This window comes from Streptomyces blastmyceticus, assembly GCF_039521185.1.
GTDB lineage: Bacteria > Actinomycetota > Actinomycetes > Streptomycetales > Streptomycetaceae > Streptomyces > Streptomyces blastmyceticus.
Map to the genome: position 1 here is coordinate 637,475 of NZ_BAAABW010000026.1, position 25,594 is coordinate 663,068.

Below are 25,594 nucleotides of genomic sequence, written 5' to 3' on the forward strand. Positions count from 1 at the left end.
GTGGCAGTCGCCGACCACCGTCGTGCCAGGCCCTGGAAGGACGCCCGCCGTGCCTTACGCCAAGACCCCCGACGGGGTCGACATCGCCTACCAGCTCCGCGGTGACGGAGCCCCGCTCGTCCTGCTCGCCGGCCAGGCGAACAACCACCGCTGGTGGGACGGCATCCGCGACGATTTCCACGTCACCCGCAGCACCCTCACGATCGACTACCGCGGCACCGGCGCGAGCGGCGCTCCCCGTACGCCGTACAGCACCGGGCAGTTCGCCCGGGACGTGGTCGCCGTGCTCGACGAACTGCACATCGACCGCGCGGACGTCTACGGCACATCCATGGGCGGGCGCGTGGCCCAGTGCGTGGCCGCCCATCACCCCGAGCGTGTCCGCTCGTTGGTGCTCGGCTGCACCTCGCCCGGCGGAGGGCACGGCATCGAGCGCGGCGACGACGTCCGCCGGTCCCTGGCCGGTACGGACCCGGAGGCGACGCGGCGGGCGCTGCTGGACCTGATGTACACACCGTCCTGGCTCGCGGCCCACCCCGGCCCGTACCGCACGCTGGGAGACCCCACCATGTCCGCGTACGCCCGGCGGCAGCATCTGGCCGCGAGCAACGGGCACGACGCGTGGGACGCGCTGCCCGGCATCAAGGCTCCCACCCTGGTGCTGCACGGCGGTGACGACCTCCTCAACCCCACCGCCAACGCGCCCTTGCTCACGGACCGCATCCCGGACGCCCGGATGGTGATCATCCCAAGGGCCAGGCACGCCTACTTCGAGGAGTTCCGCGACATCGCAGGACCTCTCGTACTCGACTTCCTCGACCGTGAGGTGCACGGGGCATGACCCGCTTGGACGGCCTTCCCGTCGGGGACGAACCGGGCCGCCGGGGCCATTTCGGCTGAGGCCGAAGTTCTTGGGGCCGCGTGCACCGGGCGGACATGCTGTTCTCCGGCAGCACACCGAGGAGGGCATCATGAGGAAGCTCCGCAACACAGTCGCCGTACTCGCCGCGGCCACCGCTCTCGGCGGCCTGGGCATCAGCACGGCGGTGGCCGCTCCACCGGCCGCCCCGGCCCGGATCATGGAGTCGCCGACGCCGGACTGTGCCGACAGGGGCGGGCGCGCCCCCTGTTACGAGTACCGGACGTGGTTCTGGACCTTCGCCAACTGCGAGGAGTACGTGAGGAACCACGAGGTGGACCCCGCGAAGTACGACGGACACGTCTGCGCGGTCTTCACGAACGGCGCGACGGTCGGGCTCTGGTACCACAAGTACCGCGACTGACCGGGGCGTTCGCGCAGGACCGGCGGGTCCCTGGCCGCTCCTCGGCCAGGGGCCCGTCGACGCTACTCCGGCGGTCGGTGGATCTCGCCCGTGCCCAGCGTGATCACGGCCCGGGGCCGCATGGGCCCCTCGCCGCGCCGGGAGAGGAGGACCACCTCCTCGACCACGGCCGACAGCGCGCCGAGCCGGACGGCGCACTCGGCGGCCAGACGCCGCGGGTCCCGGGTGCGGCCGAGGGACAGATGCGGGGTGAAGCGGCCGCCGCGCCCGCGGCACAGCGGGAACCGCGATCCCAGCTCCCGGTGGAGGCGGGCCCACGGCGCCGGGCCCGCCGCGGCCCGGACGGCGGTGGCGTGGCTGCCGCCGCCGGAGCGTCCATCGGCTCGGCCCCGCCGAAAACCCGGTTCCCGTCCACACTCCTATGATCCGGACCGCGTCCGATGCGCACGAGTCGACAGGCAGCGAGCCGCGGGCCCCACGCCTGCCAGCGCGCCCACCACGGGGCACGGCGCATGCGCGGCCCCCCGCGCCTGCCGCGGATCAGATGCTGCCTCCGGCCCGGCCTCTGTCGTCGATCGCCCATCGTGGCCGGGGCGGGAACGGAAGGATGCTGCTGCCGTCTGCGGGTGGCCGCAGTCCTGGAGAGGGAGTGGGGAGCCATGGGCAAGAAGTTCTCGTGGGGCAGGACGTTGGGGTGCGCGGCCTCGGTCGCGGCCCTGATGGCGGGGCCGGCGGCGCTTCCCGCAGCCGCGCACACGTCGGACGCGATCGTCAGCTGCGCGGGAAGCAACACCATCGAGTTCTCACCGGGGTTGTCGTTGCAGGCGCGGCGCACCCGGATCAGTGGCAGCGGTGCGTACAGCTGCCTATCGGCGGATCCGGATCTGAAATGGGGGAAGTCCGTCATCACCGGTGGCGGGTCGAACGGCTGCTTCGCCTCCGATGCGACCACCGTGGAGCACATCACATGGAACACCGGAGAGACGACCGCGGTCGTGTACCGACTGGGAAATGTGCAGCAAGTGGCGGGTCAAGCCGTCGTGTTGGTGACGGGCCGGGTGGCGTCGGGGAAGTTCGAGGGCAGGACGGTGACCTCTCCTGGGTTTCAGCTCACGGTCGATCCGCTGCGGTGCGCCTCCGCGAAGGGCGTACAGCTGATCACCGGGCCGTCGACGCTGCTGATCGTCTGACGGGAGTCGACGCCGCGTCCACTGTCACAGCCGACGGCCGGTCCGGGTGACCAGGTCCAGGACGTGTGCGACGTCGTCGTGGGTACTGGTGGGGTTGATGGTGCACATCCGCAGCACGGTGGCACCGCGCACACGGGTGGTCAGGATCAGGGCCTGACCGTCGGTGCACACCTTCCGGCTGATGCGTTCCTGGGCGGAGCCGGCATCCCAGCCCGGGGGCGCGTCCGCCGGGTGGTAGCGGAAGGTGACGATGGCGAGGCTGGGCGGGGTGACGAGCCTCAGCTCGGGGTGGGCCTCGATGAGCGCCCCGGCGTACTCGGCCAGGTCCATGCCGTGCTCGATGGCCTGCCGGAAGGCTCGGGCACCGAAGGTCTTCAGCGAGAGCCACAGTTTGAGGGCACGCAGGCCACGGCTCTGCTGCGGCCCGTAGTCGGAGAGGTTGACTTCGTCCCCCCGGGATTCGGCCGGGTCGAGATAGCCGGTGTCCAGGGCATGGCGTGCCATGCCGAAGGTGGCCGGGAGCAGCTCGGGCCGGCGCAGCAGGGCGCAGCCGATCTCGTAGGGCTGGAACAGCCACTTGTGCGGGTCGACGGTGAGGGAGTCGGCCCGGCGCAGGGCGCCGCGCAGGTGGTGACCACGGGTGGTGCCCGCGGCGGCCGCGCCGTGGGCGCCGTCGATGTGCAGCCACAGGCCCTCCCGTTCGCACAGGTCGGCAAGGTCGTCGAGGGGGTCGACGGCGCCGGTGCCGGTCGTGCCGAGGGTCGCGACGACGCCGAAGGGGCGACGGCCCTCGCTCCGGTCCTGGTCGATCCGCCTGGCGAGGGCGGTGGCGTCCAGCCGTAGGCCGTCGGCGGCGGGGATGACGGAGAGTTGCTCCCGGGTGAGGCCCAGGAGGTGGACCGCACGGGCGATGGAGGGGTGGGCCTGGGAGGAGCAGTAGAGGCGGGCGTGGGCCCGGTCGCCGTCGAGGTGGTGGTCCCGTGCGACGGCCAGGCAGGTGAAGTTGGCCATGGAGCCCCCGCTGACGAACAGGCCGCCGTGGCTGTCGGGGAGGCCCAGGAATGTCTTGAGCCAGCCGAGGGTGGTCAGTTCGATCCGGGTGGGCCCGGCGCCCACGAGCCAGGCTCCGGGGACGGACAGATAAGCGGAGGCGAGCGCGTCGGCGAGTACGGCCGGGAAGTTGCCGGTGGAGGGCACGAAGGCGAAACAGCGCGGGTGGTCCAGGCGGGTCGCCCGGTCGAGCGCGTGACGCGTGACGTGGTCGAGAAGGGCGCACACGTCCTCGGTGCCGCGCTCGGGGAGAGGCTCTTCCAGGGCGGCCTTGAGGCTGTCGGGTGAGGGTACGCGGAAGGGCGGCCGGTCGCCGGCCGTGGTCATCCGGTCGATGATCAGGTCGATGGTGTGGCCGCCGGCCTCGCGCATCCGCCGCTCGTCCAGGCGCAGGAAGGGAGATTCCGCTTCGAGTGGCCCGGGGCGGCCTTCCGGATGTGCCGGCCCGGTCCGGTACCACTGGTCGAAGCCGGCGATCCAGTCCCGGGCTGCCGGGCTCGGGCGGGGGCGGGGCTCCAGCGCGGCGACCGGCCGACGGAACTGGAGGAGGGCCAGCTCCTGGCCCGCGGTGACCGGTCCCGGGTGGGCGATGGCCCACCACAGCGCCTCGTCGTCGGCGAGGCGGGCGACGTCGGCCGGTGCGGGGAGCGGGCCGGTCACTCCGTGGCCGTTCTTGCGGTAGCGCCCTGTGGCCGCGAGGCCGTGGACGGTGGTTTCCCTGGGCGCGTGCACGACGAGTTGGCTCTGGCGCGGCCCCGGTGGGAACGCCCTGGCCGACGGCGGCGGAAGAGCGGGGAGGAGGAAGGCCAGGATGTGCAGGCCCAGGGAGGGCAGCAGTCCCGCGGCGCGCTCGGTGGCCTGGACCAGGGAGACCACGGTCTGGAAGCGGGGGTTGACCTCGATGGCCAGCAGCCGGCCCTCGTCCGCCACCAGATCCAGGCCGAACACGCCGCGGAAGCCGCGCCCGCGCAGCACCTCGCCCACGCGCCGGGCGGCCTGGCGTGCCTGCTCGTACAGGCCCTCCGGCAGGTCGCGCGGGTGTACGAGCTGATTGCCGCAGTGCGCTCCCCAGGGTGCGGCCAGTTCCGGGATCCCCACCAGCTGGTGGGACACCGCCGAGACGACGGTCCTGTCCGGTCCGGCGCAGGCGGTGACGGTCAGGGAGATCCCGGGAGAGTAACGGCTCAGCTTGACCTGCTGGTCCGGCCAGGAGTCCAGGCAGGTCTGCAGGCTCGCCGGTGAGTCGACGAGGACGGTCCCCCGGCCGATGAGGTTGTTCTCCCGCCGCTGGGCGACCGCCTGCCGCCATTGGTCGTTCCAGTACGTTTCGGCCGGCCCGCGCCCCGTCGCGGGGACGACCAGGGACGGTGGGGCGGGCACGCCGGCCGTCGCGAACAGTCCGATGGCGCTGATCTTGTCGGCGGCCCAGGCGGTGACGCCGAGGTCCGGTGCGAGCAGACGGTAGCCGTACGTTCTCGCCCAGGTGCGGGCGTTGGTGCCGTGCTCGGGGGCGAAGGACACACAGACGCGGCGCGCATCCGGGGTGCCCGGCCGGTGACCTGGCGGAGGCTCGGGCAGCGACCGGAACGCGGAGACCGGCTCATGCCTGAGCCAGGCGGGCATCGGCTGGAACGACGCGCTCAGGAACGGGCAGTGGTCCAGCCACACGACCTCGTCGACCGTGTCGGCCAGGATCTCAAGCCCTGTGTCCACGTCGACGCCCTCGATGTCTCCGGCAGTCGGGGAGGCGATGCTGCGGTACTCGGTCATGTGCTGGTGTTCCGCCCCTCTTCGCGGACGAGATGCTGTCGGCGGAGCGAACTGCCTTCGGGAACGCAGCGCTCGCAGATCTTCACGTGATTTCTCCGGTTCCGCCGTTGTGCCGCCCGTAAGGAAGCTTCCACCCGGCGGATCGCGTCAATGGCGTCACTCTCCGGCGGGAGGTTTTGGAGAGCGCGTCCGAGCGTGCGCAGCCGGTCCACCATCACGTGGTGTTCCCGGTTGAAGACTCCGGAGAATCCCGGCGCGACGAAGGGGGGTTCCATGGTCGGCCGGATCTCGGTCCGGTACACGGAGGAGGGGAAGTCCGAGGCGTAGGTCATGGCGGCGGTGGCGGCCTCGTACAGCGCCCGCAACCGTTCCATTCCACTGACCAGGGACGGCCACCGGTAATCGCGCGCGGCGGCCACGATCTCGTCCAAGGTGGTGTTCATGACGGTGAGCAGCAGGTGGAAAAGCTGATGCCCCAGCTTCCAGCGCCGCAGCGCGTCGACTTGGCCGTCGGCCGGCACCGCCGTCATCGGCGCGGAGGGCTCCGCGCAGGTTCCAGGATGAGTCACTCCGGGCGCGGTACGTGTCCAAGACAGCAGCGTGGCGTGTGACGCGAGCAGCAGGCCGGTCAGAATGGCGGCGCGCTCCTCCTCGTCAAGGCCGGTACGGGGGAGGTCGTCGAGGACGGCCGCCTGGAGTTCCAGGCAGCCGCGGGTCCAGGCGGCCAGGTCCGGCGCGTCGCGTGAAATGTGGAAGTACCGCTCGTAGTCGGCTTCGCCACCGCTCGGCGCTGCTCCGGGGATCCGTGAGTCGTCCGGAATGCTCAGTGGATTCAACAGCGCGTCACCCGGCAGGGCTTCGCGGGATCCCGTACTCATGTGCCCACTCCTCCAGCGGAGTTCGGGTCGAATCCTTCGCGAGGCCCTCCACGCGTGGGTGCAGGCGCTCCAGGTAGAGCTCGCTCTCGGGTTTCATCAGCACGCTGCGCAGGATGTGCGCGTGGCCGGTGTCCACGATGACGTCCGAATGGCGGGCGGTGAAGTCGGCTGCTCCGATACGGGCGGTGCTGAGGAATACGGGGTCCTCTTCGGCATTCATGCCCCGGCGCATCACGTCATTGCTGGTCGCGCCGATACGGGACAAGGCGGCGGGCGTGCAGGACGGGTAATACGTCACGATGTCGAGTTCGGGTGGCTGGTACAGCTCCAGGTGCGGGGACTCCTCGATCAGCCCGGCCCAGCGCAGGGCGGCCCGGCGTCCGGCCGCGAGCACTCCGCCCAGCCCTTTGCGGCTGAGGGGCAGCAGTTCGAGGGTCAGCCACAGGGCGGCGGCGGACGCGCCGGACCGTGAGCACTCGAGACTGATCTCCCCCAGGTGCGGCCGGTCGGACGTGAAGTAGGTGTAGGGCGAATCGTGCCGGTAGAACCGGGCGATGTCCGGATCACGAAAGATCACCGCTCCGCAGCCGTACGGCTGCAAGCCGTGCTTGTGCGGGTCGATCACCACGGAGTCGCAGTGGGCGATCGCCTGCCAGGCTTCCCTGGTCACCAGCGCGCCAGGAGGTTCGTCGTCCGCGAGGAGAGCGAAGAAGCCGCCGTAGGCGGCATCCACGTGGACGCGCGCACCGTGCCGCCGCGCCAGCGGCACGATGCGGTGGAGCGGGTCGACGGCACCCAGCGCCGTGGTCCCGGTGGTGGCCACGACGGTCCCCACGGTTCCGGTGGACAGCACACGCTCCAGCGCGGCCGTGTCCATCCGCCCGCGATCGTCCGCGGCCACCATGTGCACCTGTACGCCCAGCAGATGGCACATCCGGGTATGGGTGTAATGCCCCTCGACGCCGACCGCGACGCCCTTGCCGGGATGGCTCTCCCGGGCGACGAACAACGCCTCCAGATTCGCCTGGGTGCCGCTGCTGGTGAGGTGCCCCAGATGCTCCTCGAAGCCGAACATGGCCGCGAGCCGGTCGACCACCTCCTCCTCCATGGCCGAGGTGGCCGGACCACCGTCCAGCGCATGGTTGTTGGAATTCACGAGCATCGCCGCGAGATAACCGGCGACGGCGACCGGGTGCGGCGGTTTGAGCATCTGACCGGCATAGCAGGGGTGGAAGAAGGGGTAACTGCCGCGCAGTCGGGCGGTCAGCTCCTCGAACGCCGCGGCGCAGGCGCCCTCTTCCACCGCCATGGCGGGATGGGCCGCGTAGTCGGCGTACGACTGCGTCCACGCCCGGAAATCCTCCACCCCTCGCTCGAGCCAGTACCTCAGCTCCATCCCCACCCCCGGTGCCCGGCTGCCCCCGACCGTGGTAACCGTAGTCACGGCAAATCGCCCAGCCGGGCTGATCATTGAGACAATCACCTGAAGGACGGCAAACCCGGTCCGGCAGGTTTACCCTCCGGCGCCCTGTCCCTCCGGCGGCCGGTGGTCAGTCGCGGGGCAGCCACTCCGGGCGGCAGGCGCCGCGCGGGAGGAGGATCTGCCGGTAGGCGCCCGGGGTTTCGGACATCCGCACCTGGTCGGTGACGCCCTGGTAGTGGCCGAGCGGGGTCTGCGCGGTGAAGGTCTCCGGGGCGGGGTAGGCGTGTTCCTCGCCGGTGCCGGCGATGGCGGTGGCGTACGCCTTGTCGAAGACGCCCATGCTCAGGATCCACAGGGCGACCCGGGACAGGGAGACGTGGACGCGGTAGCTGCCGCCGTCGACGGCGCGGCGGCGCAGGGCCTCCACGATGCCGGCGGTCATGAACCACGAGACCAGGTAGTCGTTGACCACCGTGATCGGCGGCAGGGCCGGCTTGTCGCCGTCGCCCTCCAGGTGCAGCAGCCCGGTCAGCGCGCCCGCGGTCTGGTCGAAGCCGAGGTAGTCGGCCCAAGGGCCGCTCCTCCCGTTCAGCGAGACGGTCGCGTACACCAGGCCCGGCCGCCGGGCGATCGCCTCGTCCTCCGAGAGCCCGACGGACTCCAGGAAGCCGGGGCGGCGGTTGGCGAAGAAGACGTCGGCCCCCGCCTGGAGTTCATGGATGCGGGCCAGGCCCTCGGGGGTGTACGGGCTCACGGTCGCCGAGCGGACGCCGACGTTGGCCGTACGGTACGTGACGTCGTGCTCCAGCTCGTTGGGCCGCCAGAGGTTGAGCACGTCGGCCCCGTGCAGGGCCAGCGCCCGGCCGGCGCCGGCGCCCGCGATGATGTGGCCCATGCCCAGCGCCCGCACCCCGTCCAGCGGCGCCGTCGCCCCCTCGGGCAGCGGTTCGGGCGCGCTGTCGCCGACGCGCGTGATCTCCACCAGCGGCATGTGCGCGAGGTGGTCGGTGTATTGACGCTCTGTCAGGATCTCGCTCGGTGTGCGGACCATGGGCATCACCGCACCGGCCTCGGCCCCTGCCCGCTCCAGCTCGCGGGCGTCCCACTTGGCGACGGCGGCGGCGACGGCCTCGGGTATCTCCGGTGCGCCCAGCAGCTTCTGCGCGGCCTGCTTGATGTTGGGGTAGATGTTGAACGGCATCATCCAGCGCCCGTCGGCCGTCCGGTAGAACGCGTTGGCGTAGGCCATGTTGGGGATCGACGGAGTGCCGGCGGGGTAGCCGTTGAGCAGCTCCCACTTCTGGTCGTAGAAGGGGCAGAGCCGATGCGGGCCCACCCGCAGGTCCATCGCGATGTCCTGGCCCGGGCCGCCGCGCTGCCGCCACAGCGCGGCGACGGCGGCGGACTTGGCGACGAGGGCGATGCCGGAGGCGGCGCCGAGCCGCAGGGTGCTGGGCACCACCGGGTCGGCTCCGTAGTACGTGATCGTGCCGCCGGTGTCCTCGGGTCTGAGCCCGATGCCGGCCAGGACGTCGGCGGTTTCGGCGTGGACGTCGAACGCGTCGTCCGTCGCGGGGGCGGCGATCGCCTGGGTGATCCTGTCGGTGAGAGACATGGTGTGCGTCGTTTCCCGGTGGGTGAGGTTCGGTGAGGGGTCAGTCGCGGGTGGGGGCGGGTGTGTCGGGGGCATCGCCGAGGACGCGCATCAGGGCGACCTGCGCGCGGTCGCGGCGGGCGGCGAGCTCACCGACCGGCACATCACCGAAGGCCTGCCGGGCCTGCTCGGTCAGCCGGGCGACGGTGGCCTCGTCGAAGGCGGGGCTGCCCAGGCCCGGCCACGTGGCTTCCATGGCGCGGCCGAGGTGCTCGATGAAGTGCGGCAGGCCGCCGGGGCCGCCGCCGAGGTGGAAGGTGCGGAAGGGGCCCGCCACGGCCCAGCGCAGACCGATGGAGGCGGTGACGATGTCGTCGAGCTCCTGCTCGGTCACCACGCCTTCGGCCACCAGATGCACGGCCTCGCGGAAGAGGGCGGACTGCAGCCGGTTGGCGACGAAGCCGGGGATCTCCTTGTGCAGGACCTGCGGCCGCTTGCCCAGCGCCGCGTAGAAGTCGCGGGCCCGCTCCACGGTGGCCGGGGAGGTCCGCTCGCCGGGCACGATCTCCACCAGCGGCACCAGGTGCGGCGGGTTGAAGGGATGGCCGACGACCAGGCGCTCGGGCTGCCGCATCGCCCGCGCGACGGCGGTGGCCGGGATGCCGGAGGTGGAGGTGGCCAGCAGCGCGTGGGCGGGCGCGGCCCGCTCGACGGTCCGCCAGATCTCCTGCTTGACCTCCAGGCGCTCGGGCCCGTTCTCCTGGACGACGTCGGCGTCCGCGACGGCGGTGGCGAGGTCGGCCTCGAAGCGCAGCCGGCCGGTCAGGCCCTCGGTGGGCAGCCCGAGCGCGGCCAGGCCCGGGACGACCTCCTCCAGGCCGTCGAGGACCAGCTTCTCCACATCGGGGCGCGGGTCGCTGACGACGACGTCCATGCCGTGGGCGAGGAACAGGCCGGCCCAGGAGATGCCGATCACCCCGCCACCGATGATCGTGGCCCGCCGGTACGCGCCCTGGAGGCGGGCGGCGTCCGGGGCTGCCGCTTCAGTGCTGTTGTCCATGGTCTTCACGCTTCTCCTGATGTCTGTGGTGCCGGCGGTGTCGGGAGGGAGCCCTCAGCCGGCGAGGTAGTCGTGGACCGCTTCGGCGGGGCTGAGGGTGAGGTCGGCGACGATGTGGCTCGCGCCGACGACCTCCAGGACGGGCAGGTCGGCGAGCGGCGCCAGCGCGTGGGCGAAGAGCTGCAGCCGGGCCGGGCCGCGGAACGCGCTCTTGACCGTGATGTCGTCGATCCGAGTACGGACCAGCTCGCAGATGCGCGGTGTGCCGTCGTAGCCGAGCGCGGTCTTGACCATGAACGTGGGCGTACGGATCTCCGCGCGGGCCTCGTCCGGGTCCATCGGGTCGTGCTTGTAGCCCATGGTCGCGGTGGCCACCCGCAGCGAGCCGTAGTCGAGGGTGCCGACCAGCGTGTCGGAGTCGACGCGGAGCACGGGGGAGCCGAACTTCTTCGGGTACGCGCTCAGTTCGCGGCCGCTGGTGATCGCCGGCACACTGTCGACGTACATCGCCAGGTTGAACTCGCCGTGCTCGCCGTCGTGTTCGACGGCGATGAGCTGACCGGCCTCGGTGTAGTCGCCCAGGCCCGTCACGTCCGGCATCCGGATGACCTCGAAGCGGACCAGCGGCTCGGTGACGGTCAGCGGCTCGGGGACGATCCGGCGCAGGGCCTCGGGGTCGGTGCGATAGGTGATGTTGAGGTACTCGCGGTCGGTGAACCGGTAGCGGGTGGGGGCGTAGGCAGGCGCGTTCACCGGGGTGGTGAACAGGCGCGCGACGTCTTGCGAGCGCATCGGAGTACTCCAGGGAGACCGCTGCGGCACCGCGGACGGAGGCCTGCCGGCTCGGCGCCGCACGGCTCCCACAGCGTCTCCCGACTCGGGGATTCTCGGGAGGGGAAGGAGCGCCGGGCTCATCGACCGGAGCTCCACGACCGAGTGAACGCCCCGAGCGGGATGTCTGTCCAATATATGTTTTCGTAGATCGAGATATGGTTGACCATATGGAACTGACCAGGCGCCTCCTCGAGCAATTCCTGACCGTGGTCGACGAGCAGCACTTCGGCCGGGCCGCGGAACGCCTCTCAATGAGCCAGCCACCCCTCAGCCAGGCCATCCAGCGCCTGGAACGGGGCATCGGCGCGCCCCTCCTGGAGCGCGGGCCGCGCGGTGTGCGCCCGACCCCCGCGGGCACGGTCTTCGCCAAGGACGCACGGCGGATGCTCAACCTCCAGGACGCCGCCCTCGAACGCGCGCGCCGCGTCGCACACGGGCTGGAGGGCGACGTGCGGGTGGGGTACGTCAGCATCCTCAGCCACCGCTATCTGCCCCGGCTGCTGCGCACGGCCGCCCGGGAGATGCCCGGCCTGCGGATCAAGCTCCGCCAGGACTCCTCGGCCTCCGTCGCGGAAATGGTCGCCTCCGGCGCCCTCGACCTGGGGTTCCTGCGCGACCCCGCACCCGTACCGGCCGACCTGATCACCCGGGACGTCGCCGTCGAACGCCTCGCCGCCGCGCTCCCCACCGACCACCGGCTGGCCGGCGAGGAGACGATCGGGCTGGCGGACCTGCGCGAGGAGGACTTCGTCCTGCCCGACGCCGCGGCACTGCCGTCGCTCGCGCAACAGCTCCAGCTCGCCTGCCACGAAGTGGGCTTCACCCCCCGCCTCCGGGCCACCGCCGACGACGTCACCGGCCTGTTCAGCTACGTGGCCTCCGGGCTGTGCGTCAGCGCCCTCCCCGAGGAACTGAGCGAATTCGCCCTCGCCGGAGTCACCTTCGTACCGCTCCGCGGCACCTCACCCAACCTGGACACCCACGTCACCGCCGTCCTCCGCCCGGACGCGGACGCCGCCGTGCAGAAGCTGCTCGATCTGATCACCCGTCACATGCCCGGCTGAGGAACATCGGCCGACCGCTCACACCGGCGCCGCGACCACAAGCAGGCACAACGCGGAAAAGGCCGCCCTCGCATCTCTGCGAGAACGGCCTACGACCTGCGAAAATCGCTGGTCGGGACGGCGGGATTTGAACCCACGACCCCTTGACCCCCAGTCAAGTGCGCTACCAAACTGCGCCACGTCCCGGTGCTTGTCCAGCTCGGGTTTTTCCCCTTGCCGACCGCGCACGAGAACAATACCGCACATCAGCGGGTGGCCGCGCACGGCTTTCGGGCCGGGGTGGATCATCGATGGGGGTTGACCTCAAGTTTGGTCAAGGTTGCACGCTGATCCACATGAACACCGCACCGGCCGGATCGGCCCCATCGATCACATCGGACACATCGATCGCGTCCCACACCTACACCTACGACGACCTCCCGCGTCTCATGACGCTCATGAGCGGCGACGAGAAGCACGGGCCCGCCGCGACCTCGACGCTCGACGCGCTCTGGGTGCTCTACGACCGTGTCCTGCAGGTCTCCCCGGAGCTGCGGGAGGCGCCGGGGAGGGACCGGTTCCTGTTGTCCAAGGGGCACGGGCCCATGGCGTACTACGCGGTGCTCGCCGCCAAGGGGTTCTTCCCGGAGGAGTGGCTGAGCGGCTTCGGGGCGTACGAATCGCCGCTCGGGCACCATCCGGACCGGGTGCTGGTGCCGGGCGTGGAGATCGGCAGCGGCTCGCTGGGGCACGGCCTGCCGCTGGGCGTGGGGACGGCGCTGGGGCTGCGGGCCCAGGGCAGGGGCGAGGCCCGGGTGTGGGTGCTGATCGGGGACGCCGAGCTCGACGAGGGCAGCAACCACGAGGCCATCGCCTACGCCGGGGCCGCCGGGCTCGGCGCGCTCCACACGGTGGTCATCGACAACGTCTCGGCCACCCACGGCTGGCGCGGCGGGATCGCGTCCCGGTTCGAGGCGGCCGGGTGGTCCGCCACCACCGTCGACGGCCATGATCACGAGGCCCTCCACGCGGCCTTCACCGCGCCGCACCCCGGCAGGCCCCACGCCGTGGTCGCCCGCGTCGCCCCCAAGAACGCCTGAAGCCCGGAAGGCATCCCCATGGACACCATGCGTGAGCGTTTCACCTCCACCCTCCCCGAGCTGCTCGACACCGACCCCCGCCTCGCCCTGGTGCTCGCCGACATCGGCGCGGCCGGATTCGTGGAGGCGCAGCTCGCCCACCCCGACCGCGTGATCAACGTCGGCATCCGGGAGCAGCTGCTCATCGGCACGGGGGCGGGGCTGGCCCTGACCGGGATGCGGCCGGTCGTGCACACCTTCGCGAGCTTCCTCGTGGAGCGCGCCTTCGAGCAGGTCAAGCTGGACTTCGGGCACCAGGGCACGGGCGGGGTGCTGGTCAGCGCGGCGGGCTCGTACGACTGGCCGGCCGGTGGATACACCCATATGTCGCCCGGGGACATCGCGCTCCTCGACACCCTCGACGGCTGGACCGTGCACGTCCCGGGCCACCCCGACGAGGCCGAGACCCTGCTGCGGCAGGCGGTCGCGGCGGGGGACGACCGGGTGTACGTACGGCTGTCGGTGCACTCCAACGCGACGGCCCGGCCGGTCGGCCACGGGTTCCACACCGTGCGCGAAGGGCGCGGCGGGGTGGTCGTGGCGGTCGGGCCGATGCTGGACAACGTGCTGGCGGCGGTCGAGGGGCTGGACGTGACCGTGCTGTACGCGGCGACGGTACGGCCCTTCGACGGCGCCGCCCTGCAGGCGGCGGTCGGCAAGGTCACCGGGGCGGGCGGCGGCGCCGATGTCGTCCTGGTCGAGCCCTACCTCGCCGGCACGTCCGGCACCGCCGTGAACGACGCCCTCGCCGACGTGCCGCACCGCGTGCTCGGCCTCGGCATCGGCCGGCGGGAGCTGCGCCGCTACGGCTCGATCGACGAGCACCTCGCGGGGCAGGGTCTGGATCCCCGCTCGCTCCGTGAGCGGATCGCGTCCTTCCTGAAGCGGTGATTCCTGAGGCGGTGATTCCTGAATCGGTGAGCGGCGGTCCGGCGCGTCGGCGATGCGACCGGACCGGCGCGGTGTTGACCGACCGACCACCCCCCGTGCAACCATCGAGGCCGTCCCGATTCCAGCTCGCGCACCACGCAACTCCCCCGCCACAGGAGGACAGTTGGACACCCCCGGCCCGGTCGGCGCACCTCCCTTCGTCCTCTCACCGCTCTCCCGGCGCAGATTCCTGCAGGCCGCGGCCGGTACCGCCGCGGCTGCGGGGGTCCCCGCGACCCTCCCCGCGGATGTCGCGGCCGCGGCCGTCCCCCACGCGCCGCCCACGGCCCTGTCCTTCACCGCCGCCACCAACGGCTCCGCCTCCCTCTCCCCGGCCGGCGACCGGCTGATCGCCGAGGTGCAGAACACCCTGTGGTCCGTCCCCCGCGAGGGCGGTGACGCCGTCGCGATCACACCCGCCGACCTCGAACCCACCCGTCCCGTCCACTCCCCCGACGGCAGGACGCTCGCCGTCTGCGCCTACCGCGGCGGCGGCTTCCACCTCTGGACGCTGCGGCCCGACGGCTCCGGGCTGCGGCAGCTCACGGACGGGCCGTGGGACGACCGCGGTCCCGCGTGGTCGCCGGACGGCACGCGGATCGCGTTCGCCTCCGAGCGCGGCGGCGATCCGGTGGCCGGGAGTCCGTACCGGGTGTGGGTGGTGGACGTACGGACCCGTACGCTCACCCGGATCAGCGGCCTGACCGGCCAGGACGGGCCGTTGCAGGACGGCGCCTGGGAGGACTTCGACCCGGTGTGGTCGCCGGACGGCAAGCGGCTGCTGTTCGTCCGCGCGCGCGTCGCGGGCACCGCGCTGGAGGCGCGTACGGTCGTGTCGGTGGCGTCCGACGGCCGGGGCGCGGTGCGCACGGAGCACACCGAGACGGCCGCCGCGCAGGTGATGACACCTGCCGTGTCGCCGGGCGGCAGGCTGGCGTATCTGCGGACGACGGCCGCGCCCGGCGCGTCCTGCACGCTCGTCGTGGACGGTGCGGCCGTGGCGGTCGAGGGGGACGTGCAGCCCGTACCGCCGCGGTGGGTGTCGCGCGACGAGCTGCTCCTGACCGTGAGCGGCGAGTTCCGGATCGTCCGGCCCGGAGGGACGGAGGCCAAGGCCGTCGCCGCGGCCGTCGCCATCCCCTTCACCGCGAAGCTGCCGCTGGACCGGCCCCGCTACCGCGTCAAGCGGTACGACTTCGAGAGCGGCGGCGTGCACAAGGCGCGGGCCCTGCACCTGCCCGCACTGTCGCCCGATGCCCGGCAGGTGGCGTTCGCCGCGCTCAACTCGCTCTGGATCGCGGATATTTCCGGTGGACGGCCGCGCAAGGTCGTCGGCGCCGAGCCGACCCGCTATCTGCTCGGACCGGCCTGGGCCCGCGACGGGCGGTCGCTGGTCTACGCCGACGACCGCGACGGGCTGCTGGCCGTGCGCCGCCGTGACCTCGCCTCCGGCGAGGAGACGCTGCTGGCCGACGGGGGCCGGGTCTTCCCCGCGCTCTCGCCGGACGGGACGCGGCTGGCCTGTCTGGACATGTCGGGCAATCTCCTGGTGCGCGATCTCGCCGCCGGTACGGAACGGGTGCTCGCGGCACCCCTGGGCGCGGGCGGACTGCCCGGCAGACCGAGCTGGTCGCCCGACGGCCGCTTTGTCGCGCTGTGCGACCGCAACCGGCTCAACCAGCGGTTCCGCGAGGGCTACAACCTCATCCGGGTGCTCGACACCGCCGACGGCAGCAGCCGTCTGCACGCCATCGCGCCGCACGCCTCGATCGCCGACCGCTACGACTCCGGCCCGGTCTGGTCGCCGGACGGCCACCACATGGCGGTGATCCACGAGTCGGCGCTGTGGCTGCTGCCCGTGCACGCCGACGGTACGCCCGACGGCGAGCCGCGCCGGCTGACGGACGAGGCGGCCGACCACCCCTCCTGGTCCGCGGACTCCCGCCGGCTCCTGTATCTGTCGGCGGGGCGGCTGCGGCTGCTGGACGTGGCGGACGGCTCGGCCCGTACGGTCCCGGTCTCGCTCGACTACCGGCGGCCGACCCCCGCGGACACGGTCGTGCGCGCCGGGAGGTTCTGGGACGGCACGGGCGAGACGGTGCGGGAGGACGTCGACCTCGTGGTGCGCGACGGCCGGATCGCCGCCGTGGAGCCGCACCGGGCGCGGCGGGCGGCCCTGCGCACCGTCGACGCCTCACGGCACACGGTGATCCCCGGGCTGTGGGACGCGCACACGCACCCGTGGCAGAGCACCTACGGCGGCCGGCAGACGGCTCTGCAGCTGGCGTACGGGATCACCACGGCGGTGTCGCTCGGCGGCTTCGCCTACGAGCAGGCCAGGATCCGCGAGGCCGTCGCGGCGGGGGCGCTGGCCGGGCCCCGGCTGCTGGCCACCGGGGAGCTGCTGGACGGAGCCCGGGTCGCGTACAGCATGGGCCGCGCGCACCGCACCCGCGAGGGGCTGCGCAGGTCGCTGGAACGGGGGGCCGGACTCGACTGGGACTTCGTCAAGACGTATGTGCGCGCGCCGGGTTGGGTGATGGAGGAGGCCGCGCGGTACGCCCACGAGCGGCTCGGGGTGCGGGCGGGCAGTCACCTCTGCTCGCCCGGCATACAGCTGGGGCAGGATCTGACGACCCATCTCCAGGCCACCCAGCGGCTTGAGTTCGGGCACGCCACAACGGCGACGGGCCGCGCGCAGCAGGATCTGGTGGAGATCTACACCCGTGCGGGCTTCCATATGATCGCCACGATCTTCACCTCGGTGCCGCTGCTGGGCGAGGCCCCGGCCCTGGCGGAGGATCCCCGGGTGACGCGGCTGATGCCGCCGTGGGACGAGGCGGTCGTGCGCCAGACGGCGGCGGCCGCGCCGACCGCGGATCAGCTGACCGCGCTGGAGCGGGAGATCGACGTCTACCGCCGGATCCTGACCGGCGGCGGCCTCGTCGCCCTCGGCACGGACGCGCCGCTGGTGCCGGTCGGGCTGTCCCTGCACCTGGGGCTGCGGGCCCTGCACCGGTACGGCCTGTCGGCGGCGCAGGCGCTGCGGACAGCGACGGTCCTGCCGGCGCGGGCGTTCGGCGCGGAGCGGGAGCTGGGCACGCTGGAGGCCGGGAAGCTCGCCGATGTGACGATCGTGGACGGCGACCCGTTCACGGACTTCGACGCGCTCGTGCGCACGGTGTCGGTGCTGCGCGGAGGGGTGCCGTTCGAGCAGGCGGAGCTGGTCGGGGCGTACGGCGGAGCGGGCGACCGCAAGACGTACGCCGCGCGCTCGCACAGCCAATGGCTGGAGGTCGGGCGGCAGTTGCGCCGCGACTCCTGCTGCGACATGGAGCTGCCGCACTTCTGACGGCAGCCGCCCCGCGCGCCCGGGTGAGGGCGCGCGGGGAGCCGGGCGTCAACTCCCCTGCTACGCCCGTACGGTGGCCTCCACGGCTTCGGCTTCGGGCCGCTCCCGCGCCGGCTCGGGCGGGACGGTGACCGCGCGGGGCGCGATCGCCCGCCACCACGGGTCGGACGGCAGCTTGCCCGCGGGCTCGAAGGGCTGCCCCGGCGTGGGCGCGGCGACCTGCGCGCCCAGGCGGCCGGCCGCGGCGACCGTGCCCTCGACCGGCTCCTCCCAGGAGTGCGGCGCGAGGTTGAAGGTGCCCCAGTGGATGGGCAGCATGACGCCCCGCGCGGCCTCGCCCTGGAGGTCGGCATGGGCCCGCACGCCCTCCTCGGGGGTCATGTGGATGTCCGGCCAGAACTCGCTGTAGGCGCCGATCTGCACCATGGTCGCGTCGAACGGCCCGTACTGCTCGCCGATGTCCGCGAAGCCCGGGAAGTAACCGGTGTCACCGCTGTGGAAGATGCGGTGCTCGGGACCGGCGACCACCCATGAGGCCCACAGGGTGTGCTGGGTGTTGCGCAGCGCACGGCCGCAGAAGTGCCGCGCGGGGGTGGCGGTGAGGGTGAGGTCGCCCACCACGGTCGACTCGTGCCAGTCGAGTTCGGTGATCCGGTCGGCCCGTACGCCCCAGTGCTCCAGGTGGGCGCCGACGCCGAGCGGCACGGCGAAGCGGGCGCCCGTGCGGGCCAGGGCTCTGACCGTCGCCATGTCCAGGTGGTCGTAGTGGTCGTGGGAGATGACCACCACGTCCAGCCTCCCGACCTCGGCCAGCGGCACCGGCACCGGGTGCAGCCGCTTGGGCCCGGCGAACGCGAACGGCGAGCAGCGCGCCGACCACACCGGGTCGAACAGCACCCGGTGGCCGTCGATCTCCGCGAGCACGCTGGAGTGCCCCATCCACGTCAGCCGCAGCCCGGAGGCGGCGGGGACGGCCAGGTCGGCGACGGTCGTGGGGTGGACGGGCACGGTGCCCGCGGGGGTGCGGCGGGCCCGCTCCTCCTTGCGGAAGTACGTGGGCAGGAACTTCAGCAGCGAACCGGAAGGGGTGCGGTCCGCGGCCACGGGGTTGGTGAACACCCCGTCGACGAAGTTCGGCGACCGCCTGATGCGCTCCATCCGCTCCCCGGACGGATCCGCCCCGAACGCGGCCGGGCGCAGAGCGTCGAGCGGTGAGCTTTTCGGACGGAAGCCGGTCACGGCACCTCCAGGGCGGAAGCGGGCAGGTCATGCCATTATCTGCCCCTCCGCACCGGCACGCGGTGACCCCCTCCCGACGTCCGGGCCGCGCCCGCGCGAAATCCGCGTGCCGCCGCCCGGGCCCACCCCCGATTTCACGGGCCCGGACGGCGGCAGCGGAAGCATGCCCCACTGTGCAGGGTCACGGCCGCCGCCGCACGTGAATTTCCATGAACATGCCGAACGCGCCCCGTGCCCGGCCGGGTCCGCTCAGAGCCCGCTCACCCGGAGCGTGAGGTTCAGCCGTCCGGACAGCCCGAGCTCCGGCGGCGCGGTGCCCGGCAGGGTGCGGGGCACGCCGTGGAAGGCCCGGCGCGCGGGGCCGCCGAAGACGAAGAGATCACCGCTGCGCAGCTCGACATCCGTCCAGGGCCTGCCCCGGCCGCTCGCGGTGCCGAACCGGAAGACGCAGGTGTCCCCGAGGCTGAGCGAGACCACGGGGGCGTCGGACTCCTCGTCGCGGTCCTGGTGCATGCCCATCTTCGCGTCGGGGCCGTAGAAGTTCACCAGCGCGATGTCGTACGGGGGCGGGGCGGCCGACCCCGTACCGCCCGCCCCCGTACCGCCCGCCTCCGTTCCGTGCGCCTCCGTTCCGTACGCGTCGGCGACGGCCGCCCGCGCGAGCTCGCCCAGCCAGGGCGGGAACGGCTTCACGGGGGCGCCGTCGCCGTCCACGACGGTCCGGGCGTAGCCGTAGGGGAACCAGTGCCAGCCGAGGCAGACCGTCCGCACGGACATCTCCCCGCCGCTCGGCATCCGCACGGTCCGCAGTCCGGCGGGGGGCCTGGCCCATTCCCGGCAGGCGGCGAGCGTCCGCGCCTGGGCGGCGGGGGTCAGCCAGTCGGGCACGTGCACGGCGCCCGGGGCGATCTCGGCTCGGGGGCGGGGGAAGAGCGAGTCGTCCATACGACCAGCGTAGGTCGGCCTCCGCGCCCGGTCCGGGGGCGCCTATTCCGTGAGCAGCCGCTGCCGCAGCCGCTCCCTCACGGCGGTGGTGACCCCGAGGCCCTCCGCCAGATAGCGGTCGGCCGTGCCCCACGTCTCCTCGATCACCGCGAACGCGGCCGCGAGGTACTCCGCCCGCGCCTCGAACATCGGGGACAGCAGTTCCGTGATCTCCGGCGGCTCCGCCGCCTGCGGCCGCCGCATCCGGTAGCGCCGGTGCGGCGCGTTCGACTCCAGGTAGTCCGCCTCGATGGCCTCGCGCGGGACCCCGAGCGCGAGCAGCGTGACCGCGATCGACAGCCCCGCCCGGTCCTTGCCCGCGGCGCAGTGCATCAGGGCGGGCACGGCGTCGTCGGCGAGCAGGGCGAGGACGCGGCCGTGCTCGGCGGTGCGGGCGGTGATGATCTCGCGATAGCTCGTACACATCCGGTCCGCGCCCCGGGTGCCCGCCAGCACCTCCCGCAGCCGGTCGAGGTCCCGGGCGCGGACGAGTTTCCAGAACTCGGTACCGTGCGCGGGGTCGTTGAGCGGGATGTTCACGTTACGGACGCCGAGCAGTTCGACATCGGGGCCGTCGAGTTCGATGTCGGCCGCGTTGCGGAAGTCGAGGACCGTGTGCAGGCCGAGGGCGTCGAGGAAGCGCCGGTCCTCCTCGGTCGCGTGGGCGAGGTGGCCGCTGCGGAAGAGGACGCCGGGCCGTACGCGCCGCCCGTCGGCGGCCGGAAGGCCGCCCAGGTCACGGAAGTTGCGGACCCCCGCCAGCTCGGGCTCGGTGGACGGGACATGCGGCGTCTGCGTCACGGGCGCTCCCAGGTTCGGCCGTCGACGCTGGTCGTCGACGAGGCGACTGACTGATTGGCTGAACGACTTTACGACAACGGTTGTACGGGCAATCAGCTCTCGCGGGCACCCGCGCCGACGTATTCCGGTTGGGTCGATATTGCCGGGGTGGGATACATCACTGCACGTCAACCCCTGGTTACGGTGGCGTAAGTCACTCCCGGAGGTGAAAGATGTGCTGACGTGGCAGACGATTCGCAAGCATTCAGCAAGAGCACAATCGGGTCGTACGCAGCCGTCGGGGACAGCTTCACCGAGGGTGTCGGGGACCCGGGGCCGGACGACGCCTTCATCGGCTGGGCCGACCGACTGGCCGTACTCCTCTCCGACCAGCACGCCGAGCACGCCTTCCGGTACGCCAACCTCGCCGTACGCGGCCGCCTCCTCGACCAGATCGTGGAGGAGCAGGTGCCGCGGGCGAAGGAGCTCAGACCGGATCTGGTGACGTTCTGCGCCGGGGGCAACGACATCCTGCGGCCGGGCAGCGACCCGGACGACGTGGCCGAGCGCTACGAGGCGGCCGTCGTCGACCTCGCCGGTTCGGTCGGCACGGTGCTGGTGTGCACCGGCTTCGACACCCGGGGCATGCCGGTCCTGCGCCATCTGCGGGGCAAGATCGCGACCTACACCGCCCATGTCCGCGCCATCGCCGACCGGCACGGCTGCCCGGTCCTCGACCTGTGGTCGCTGCGCTCGGTCCAGGACCGGCGGGCCTGGAGCGACGACCGCCTGCACCTCTCGCCGGACGGGCACACGCGCGTCGCGCTGCGCGCCGCGCAGGTGCTGGGCCTTCAGGTGCCGGCCGACCCGGACCAGCCGTGGCCCGAGGAAGGGCAGCGGTCGCCCGCCGAGGTGCGCCGCGACAACATCCACTGGGCGCGCGAGCACCTGGTGCCGTGGATCGGCCGGCGGCTGCGCGGCGAGTCCTCGGGGGACCACGTGGAGCCCAAGCGGCCGGACCTCCTGCCGCTGTAGTGCCCCCGGCGGGTCAGTGGGGGAGCCGCCCGTGCGGCAGGTCGGCCCAGACGACGCGGCCACGGCCGCTGTCGTCGGGCCGGACCCCCCAGGCCTTCGACAGCACACCGACCAGCAGCAGTCCGCGCCCGCTCTCCTCGTCCGCGCCGCTGCACCGCGCCCGCGGCTCCGTCGCCGCGTGCCCCTGGTCGGTGACCTCTATGTGCAGGTGCGCGCCGCTCAGGCGCAGTTGACAGCCGACCTTCTCGCTGTCCGTGTGCCGCACCGCGTTGGTGAAGAGTTCCGACACCACCAATTGGGCGTCGTCGCACGCCACTTCGTCGATTCCCCACTCCCGCAGCTGCGCGGCGACTCGTCTGCGCGCCTCCGCCACCGAGGTGTTGAGAGCCGGAAAGTGAAAGGCGTCCTGAAGACGCGCGGCCGTGGAACTGCCGTAGCGTCCGAGCGAAGGTGCGTCATGGGAGGGGACCACTCCGCAACTATGTGCGATGCCGGTCATGTGTGGCAAGGTTCAATCTGTAATTTGCAGAATCGTCAGGGCAGTCTGTGTGCTCCGGGGGGTGCATGGCACACTGCGGGCATATGACAGCGACTGACGGCACGGAGGGGGAACAACAGTGGCGGACGCGCGGCCGACAGGCGCACCGACCGTCCTTCGGGTCGTACTCGGCAAACGACTTCAGGACCTCCGCGAGAAGGCCGGGCTGTCCTATGAGGACGCGGGCCGCGCGCTCGATGTGACCCATGCCACGATCCGCAGAATGGAGAAGGCCGAAGTCGGCCTGAAACTCCCCTATGTGGAGAAGTTGCTGTGCGTCTACGGCGTCGCCGGGCAGGAGGAGATCGAGGGCTTTCTCTCCCTCGCCCGCGAGGCCAACCGCCCCGGCTGGTGGCACCGTTTCCGCGATGTCCTCCCCGAGTGGTTCAGCGCCTTTGTGAGCCTCGAAGGAGAGGCCAACCTCATTCGCGCCTACGAACCGCACTACGTCCCCGGTCTGTTGCAGACCGAGGATTACGCGCGCGCCGTGCTCCGCGCCGGAATGCCGCACGCGCCCGCCGCCGACATCGACCGCGCGGTCACCGTCCGCAGGCAGCGCCAGTCGCTGCTCACCCGGGACGGGGCGCCCCTGCTGTGGGTGGTGCTGGACGAGACCGTGCTGCGCAGGCCCATCGGCGGGCCCGACATCATGCGCGCGCAGATCGCCCACCTCATGGACGCGACCGACCTGCCGAATGTCAGGCTGCAGGTCATGCCGTTCGCCGCCGGGCCGCATCCGGCGATGTACGGGCCTTTCCATATCTTCCGGTTCCCGCTTCCCGAGCTGCCGGACATCGCCTACGCGGAAAACCTGGTCGGAGCCTCCTACTTCGACCAGCGCGACGATGTCTCGGCCTTCCTGGAGGCGCTGGACCGCATGTGCGCGCAGGCCGCGCCGGCACACACCACCAAGGCCGTCCTCGGTGGCATTCGTAAGGAGATCTGAACCATGGATCGCATATACAACGGCATGCCCGCCACCGATCTCGGCACCGAGGGGTGGAGCAAGCCGTGGAGCGGCGGCAACGGGGGGAGTTGCGTCGAGGCCATGCGACTGGGGGACGGCCGGGTCGCCCTGCGCCAGTCCACCGACCCGGAAGGGCCGGCGCTGATCTACACGCACCACGAAATCGAGAGCTTCATCAGGGGCGCGAAGGCCGGCCAGGCCGACTTCCTTCTCGCGGGAACGAGTGTGAGCTGCGAATGAAAGAGCACGGTGTGAGCGAGCGGGGCTTCACGGCCGAGGAAATAGACACCAGCAGGCCGCATCCGGCCCGCATGTACGACTACTACCTCGGCGGCTGGGACAACTACGAGGTCGACCGGCAGGCCGCGGAACACGTCATCCAGGTGCATCCTCAGGTGCGGCTGTCCGCCCGCGCCAACCGCGCCTTTCTCCAGCGCGCGGTGCGGGAATGCGTGCGCGACGGCATCCGCCAGATCATCGACATCGGCACCGGCATTCCCACCTCGCCCAACACCCACGAGGTGGCCCGCGAGATCGCGGAGGACGTACGGGTCGCGTACGTCGACAACGACCCGATCGTGGCGACCCACGCCGGTGCGAAGCTCACCAACACCGGGCGGGCCGCGTTCGTCCTCGGCGACGTGCGCGAGCCGGAGGCCGTCCTGGCCCACCCGGTCGTGCGCGAACTCGTCGACTTCACCGAGCCGGTGGCGCTGCTGCTCGTCGCCGTGCTGCACTTCGTCAAGGACGAGGAGGACCCGGCCGGTCTCGTCGCCGCGCTCGGCGCCGCGCTCCCCTCGGGCAGCCGCCTGGTGCTCTCCCACGCCACGGCCGAACCGTACGAGGGGTACGCGGAGGGCTACACCGACGTCAAGGCGCGGGACAGCGTGCTCGGCGCGTACAAGAACGCGACCGCGGCGCTGAACCTCCGGGACCGCACGGCGATCGAGCCGCTCTTCGGCGACTTCGCGCTCCAGGACCCCGGCCTGGTGCGGGTGCCGCTGTGGCGCCCGGACGGCCCGGTGCCGAGCGCGCAGGAGCTCAACGACACGATCTTCTACGGCGGGGTCGGCCACAAGCCCTGACGCTCCCGCGCCCCAGGCGCCGGCCGGGAAGGGACAGGGCCGGGGCGGGGCCCGGCGGGGGCGGGGAAAATCCGGGTTGAGCCGCACGACCACGGGGCATCAGCCCTTTACGCGGCCATTTCGGACGCGCGGGGACACGGGGGTGGGCCCATGCGCAATCTCGGCACGGGCATCGGCTGGCGTCCGGAGCTCACCGACACCCTCGCCCGGCTCCCTCCCCCCGACTGGGTGGAGGTCGTCGCGGAGAACATCGACCCCGCCCGTCTCCCCGCCCCCGTACGGCAGTTGCGCGCCCACGGCACCCCCGTCGTCCCGCACGGCGTCACCCTGGGCCTGGGGGACGCGGCCCGCCCCGGCCTCGCCCGCCTGGCCGCCCTCGCCGAGTGCGCCGAAGCCCTCGGCGCGCCCCTGGTCACCGAGCACCTCGCGAGCGTGCGCGCGGGAGGCCTGGAGGCCGGACATCTGCTGCCCGTGCCCCGCACGCGCGACGCGCTCGACGTCGTCTGCGCGAACATCCGCCTGGCCCAGCAGTTCCTGCCCGTCCCCCTCGCGTTGGAGAACGTCGCCGCCTGCATCCGGTGGCCCGGCGAGGAGTTCACGGAGGGTCAGTTCCTCACCGAGGTGGTCGAGCGCACCGGGGTCCGGCTGATCGTCGACGTCGCCAACCTGCACACCAACCACGTCAATCTGGGCCAGGACCCCGTCGGGACACTGGACGCCCTCCCCCTCGAAGCCGTCGCCTACGTCCATGTCGCCGGGGGCGTCGAGGAGGGCGGCGTCTGGTACGACACGCACTCCCACCCAGTGCCCCCGCCCGTGCTGGGCCTGCTCGCCGAGCTGTGCGCCCGCACCGCGCCGCCCGGCGTCCTGCTGGAGCGCGACGGCGACTTCCCCGGCCCCGACGAGCTCGCCGCGGAACTCGCGGCCGTGCGCGCCGCGACGGCCTCCGGCGGCCGCCATGTCTGACCCCGGCCTGGAGGGGGCCCGCGCGCGCCTCGCCCGGGACCAGGCCGCGCTGCTGGCCGCGCTCGTCGCGGGCGGCCCGCCGCCGCGGGGCTTCGACCCCGGACGGCTCGACGTGCAGCGCCGGGTGCTCCTCGCTAAACGGGCGGACACCGTGGCCAGGGTCGCGCCCGAACTCCCCGCGATCCTGGGCGAGGAGTTCCGCGGCCTGTTCCTCGACTACGCCCGCGCCCGGCCCCTCACCGAGGGGTACCACCGCGACGCGTCTGCCTTCGCCGACCGCCTGCTGGCCACCGGCCGCCCCCGGGACCCCGCGCGCCGCCGTCGCCTGGCCGACTGGCGTACGCCCGTGGCGGAGCCGCCGCCGGGCCGGCTCGCCACGGCCGTACGGGCCCTCCGGCTCCGCATCGCCCCACGTCCTGTCCCCTCGACACCGCGTTCCGCGAAAGGCACGTGA

General features: G+C 72.4%; 21 protein-coding genes, 1 tRNA gene and 2 pseudogenes. 12 read left to right on the forward strand and 12 right to left on the reverse strand.

Features of this window, described 5'->3' with window-relative positions; genetic code table 11:
• Nucleotides 1–49: 49 nt before the first annotated feature.
• Nucleotides 50–841, forward strand: coding sequence for an alpha/beta fold hydrolase (locus ABD269_RS25200; RefSeq protein ID WP_344121297.1), 792 nt, complete (start codon nt 50–52; stop codon nt 839–841).
• 130 nt (nt 842–971) lie between these two features.
• Nucleotides 972–1,283 carry a hypothetical protein gene (locus tag ABD269_RS25205; protein WP_344121299.1) on the forward strand — a complete coding sequence of 104 codons (312 nt, stop codon included), beginning with the start codon at nt 972–974 and terminating at the stop codon, nt 1,281–1,283.
• A gap of 191 nt (nt 1,284–1,474) precedes the next feature.
• Here ABD269_RS25205 and ABD269_RS25210 read toward each other — a convergent pair.
• Nucleotides 1,475–1,579, reverse strand: a pseudogene (locus ABD269_RS25210) (2'-5' RNA ligase family protein); the annotation flags it as partial.
• Between the two features lie 330 nt (nt 1,580–1,909).
• On the opposite strand from ABD269_RS25210, the gene ABD269_RS25215 reads away from it, so the two are divergent.
• Complete coding sequence (locus ABD269_RS25215; protein ID WP_344121301.1) at nt 1,910–2,473, forward strand: hypothetical protein; 564 nt, start codon at nt 1,910–1,912, stop codon at nt 2,471–2,473.
• A 24-nt stretch (nt 2,474–2,497) separates the two neighbouring features.
• Here ABD269_RS25215 and ABD269_RS25220 read toward each other — a convergent pair whose 3' ends face one another.
• From ABD269_RS25220 to ABD269_RS25245, 6 genes are all read right to left on the reverse strand, one after another.
• On the reverse strand, nt 2,498–5,293 hold the full coding sequence (locus tag ABD269_RS25220) for a pyridoxal-dependent decarboxylase (protein WP_344121302.1): 2,796 nt from the start codon (nt 5,291–5,293) through the stop codon (nt 2,498–2,500).
• Nucleotides 5,290–6,171 carry a hypothetical protein gene (locus ABD269_RS25225; protein WP_344121304.1) on the reverse strand — a complete coding sequence of 294 codons (882 nt, stop codon included), beginning with the start codon at nt 6,169–6,171 and terminating at the stop codon, nt 5,290–5,292. Before ABD269_RS25225 ends, ABD269_RS25220 begins: the two co-directional genes overlap by 4 nt.
• Nucleotides 6,137–7,567, reverse strand: a complete 1,431-nt coding sequence (locus ABD269_RS25230; protein WP_344121306.1) for a pyridoxal phosphate-dependent decarboxylase family protein — start codon at nt 7,565–7,567, stop codon at nt 6,137–6,139. Before ABD269_RS25230 ends, ABD269_RS25225 begins: the two co-directional genes overlap by 35 nt.
• A gap of 154 nt (nt 7,568–7,721) precedes the next feature.
• Nucleotides 7,722–9,209, reverse strand: coding sequence for a CoA transferase (locus ABD269_RS25235; protein WP_344121308.1), 1,488 nt, complete (start codon nt 9,207–9,209; stop codon nt 7,722–7,724).
• A 40-nt stretch (nt 9,210–9,249) separates the two neighbouring features.
• Complete coding sequence (locus ABD269_RS25240) at nt 9,250–10,248, reverse strand: 3-hydroxyacyl-CoA dehydrogenase family protein (protein ID WP_344121310.1); 999 nt, start codon at nt 10,246–10,248, stop codon at nt 9,250–9,252.
• A gap of 54 nt (nt 10,249–10,302) precedes the next feature.
• Entirely contained in the window at nt 10,303–11,040 is a 738-nt protein-coding gene (locus tag ABD269_RS25245) for an acetoacetate decarboxylase (protein WP_301891254.1), read from the reverse strand.
• Between the two features lie 209 nt (nt 11,041–11,249).
• Between ABD269_RS25245 and ABD269_RS25250 the strand changes: the two genes are divergently transcribed.
• Nucleotides 11,250–12,146, forward strand: coding sequence for a LysR family transcriptional regulator (locus tag ABD269_RS25250; protein ID WP_344121313.1), 897 nt, complete (start codon nt 11,250–11,252; stop codon nt 12,144–12,146).
• A 109-nt stretch (nt 12,147–12,255) separates the two neighbouring features.
• On the opposite strand, the gene ABD269_RS25255 is transcribed toward ABD269_RS25250, so the two are convergent.
• Nucleotides 12,256–12,332: transfer RNA gene (locus tag ABD269_RS25255), tRNA-Pro, on the reverse strand.
• 242 nt (nt 12,333–12,574) lie between these two features.
• On the opposite strand from ABD269_RS25255, the gene ABD269_RS25260 reads away from it, so the two are divergent.
• The 3 genes from ABD269_RS25260 to ABD269_RS25270 all read left to right on the forward strand — a co-directional run bounded on the left by ABD269_RS25260 (nt 12,575) and on the right by ABD269_RS25270 (nt 17,546).
• Nucleotides 12,575–13,225, forward strand: a complete 651-nt coding sequence (locus ABD269_RS25260) for a transketolase (protein WP_425572989.1) — start codon at nt 12,575–12,577, stop codon at nt 13,223–13,225.
• Between the two features lie 18 nt (nt 13,226–13,243).
• A complete protein-coding gene (locus ABD269_RS25265) occupies nt 13,244–14,155 on the forward strand; it encodes a transketolase family protein (RefSeq protein ID WP_344121317.1) in 912 nt (303 codons plus the stop codon).
• 163 nt (nt 14,156–14,318) lie between these two features.
• Nucleotides 14,319–17,546, forward strand: coding sequence for an amidohydrolase family protein (locus ABD269_RS25270; RefSeq protein ID WP_344121319.1), 3,228 nt, complete (start codon nt 14,319–14,321; stop codon nt 17,544–17,546).
• 60 nt (nt 17,547–17,606) lie between these two features.
• Here ABD269_RS25270 and ABD269_RS25275 read toward each other — a convergent pair whose 3' ends face one another.
• From ABD269_RS25275 to ABD269_RS25285, 3 genes are all read right to left on the reverse strand, one after another.
• Nucleotides 17,607–18,785, reverse strand: a complete 1,179-nt coding sequence (locus ABD269_RS25275; protein WP_344121321.1) for an MBL fold metallo-hydrolase — start codon at nt 18,783–18,785, stop codon at nt 17,607–17,609.
• 249 nt (nt 18,786–19,034) lie between these two features.
• On the reverse strand, nt 19,035–19,730 hold the full coding sequence (locus ABD269_RS25280; protein ID WP_344121324.1) for an alpha-ketoglutarate-dependent dioxygenase AlkB family protein: 696 nt from the start codon (nt 19,728–19,730) through the stop codon (nt 19,035–19,037).
• Nucleotides 19,731–19,772: 42 nt separating this feature from the next.
• Complete coding sequence (locus ABD269_RS25285; RefSeq protein ID WP_344121326.1) at nt 19,773–20,570, reverse strand: tyrosine-protein phosphatase; 798 nt, start codon at nt 20,568–20,570, stop codon at nt 19,773–19,775.
• Between the two features lie 222 nt (nt 20,571–20,792).
• Between ABD269_RS25285 and ABD269_RS25290 the strand changes: the two genes are divergently transcribed.
• Nucleotides 20,793–21,584, forward strand: coding sequence for an SGNH/GDSL hydrolase family protein (locus ABD269_RS25290; RefSeq protein ID WP_301891262.1), 792 nt, complete (start codon nt 20,793–20,795; stop codon nt 21,582–21,584).
• A 13-nt stretch (nt 21,585–21,597) separates the two neighbouring features.
• On the opposite strand, the gene ABD269_RS25295 is transcribed toward ABD269_RS25290, so the two are convergent.
• Entirely contained in the window at nt 21,598–22,083 is a 486-nt protein-coding gene (locus tag ABD269_RS25295) for an ATP-binding protein (protein ID WP_301891263.1), read from the reverse strand.
• Between the two features lie 118 nt (nt 22,084–22,201).
• Between ABD269_RS25295 and ABD269_RS25300 the strand changes: the two genes are divergently transcribed.
• The 4 genes and pseudogenes from ABD269_RS25300 to ABD269_RS25315 all read left to right on the forward strand — a co-directional run bounded on the left by ABD269_RS25300 (nt 22,202) and on the right by ABD269_RS25315 (nt 25,594).
• Nucleotides 22,202–23,068, forward strand: coding sequence for a helix-turn-helix domain-containing protein (locus ABD269_RS25300; protein ID WP_301891264.1), 867 nt, complete (start codon nt 22,202–22,204; stop codon nt 23,066–23,068).
• A 3-nt stretch (nt 23,069–23,071) separates the two neighbouring features.
• Complete coding sequence (locus tag ABD269_RS25305; RefSeq protein ID WP_116214726.1) at nt 23,072–23,329, forward strand: DUF397 domain-containing protein; 258 nt, start codon at nt 23,072–23,074, stop codon at nt 23,327–23,329.
• Nucleotides 23,326–24,174 (forward strand): SAM-dependent methyltransferase, encoded by an 849-nt coding sequence (locus ABD269_RS25310; protein ID WP_344121332.1) that lies wholly within the window; start codon nt 23,326–23,328, stop codon nt 24,172–24,174. The genes ABD269_RS25305 and ABD269_RS25310 overlap by 4 nt, the downstream gene beginning before the upstream one ends.
• A 150-nt stretch (nt 24,175–24,324) precedes the next feature.
• Nucleotides 24,325–25,594, forward strand: a pseudogene (locus ABD269_RS25315) (MbnB/TglH/ChrH family RiPP precursor modification enzyme).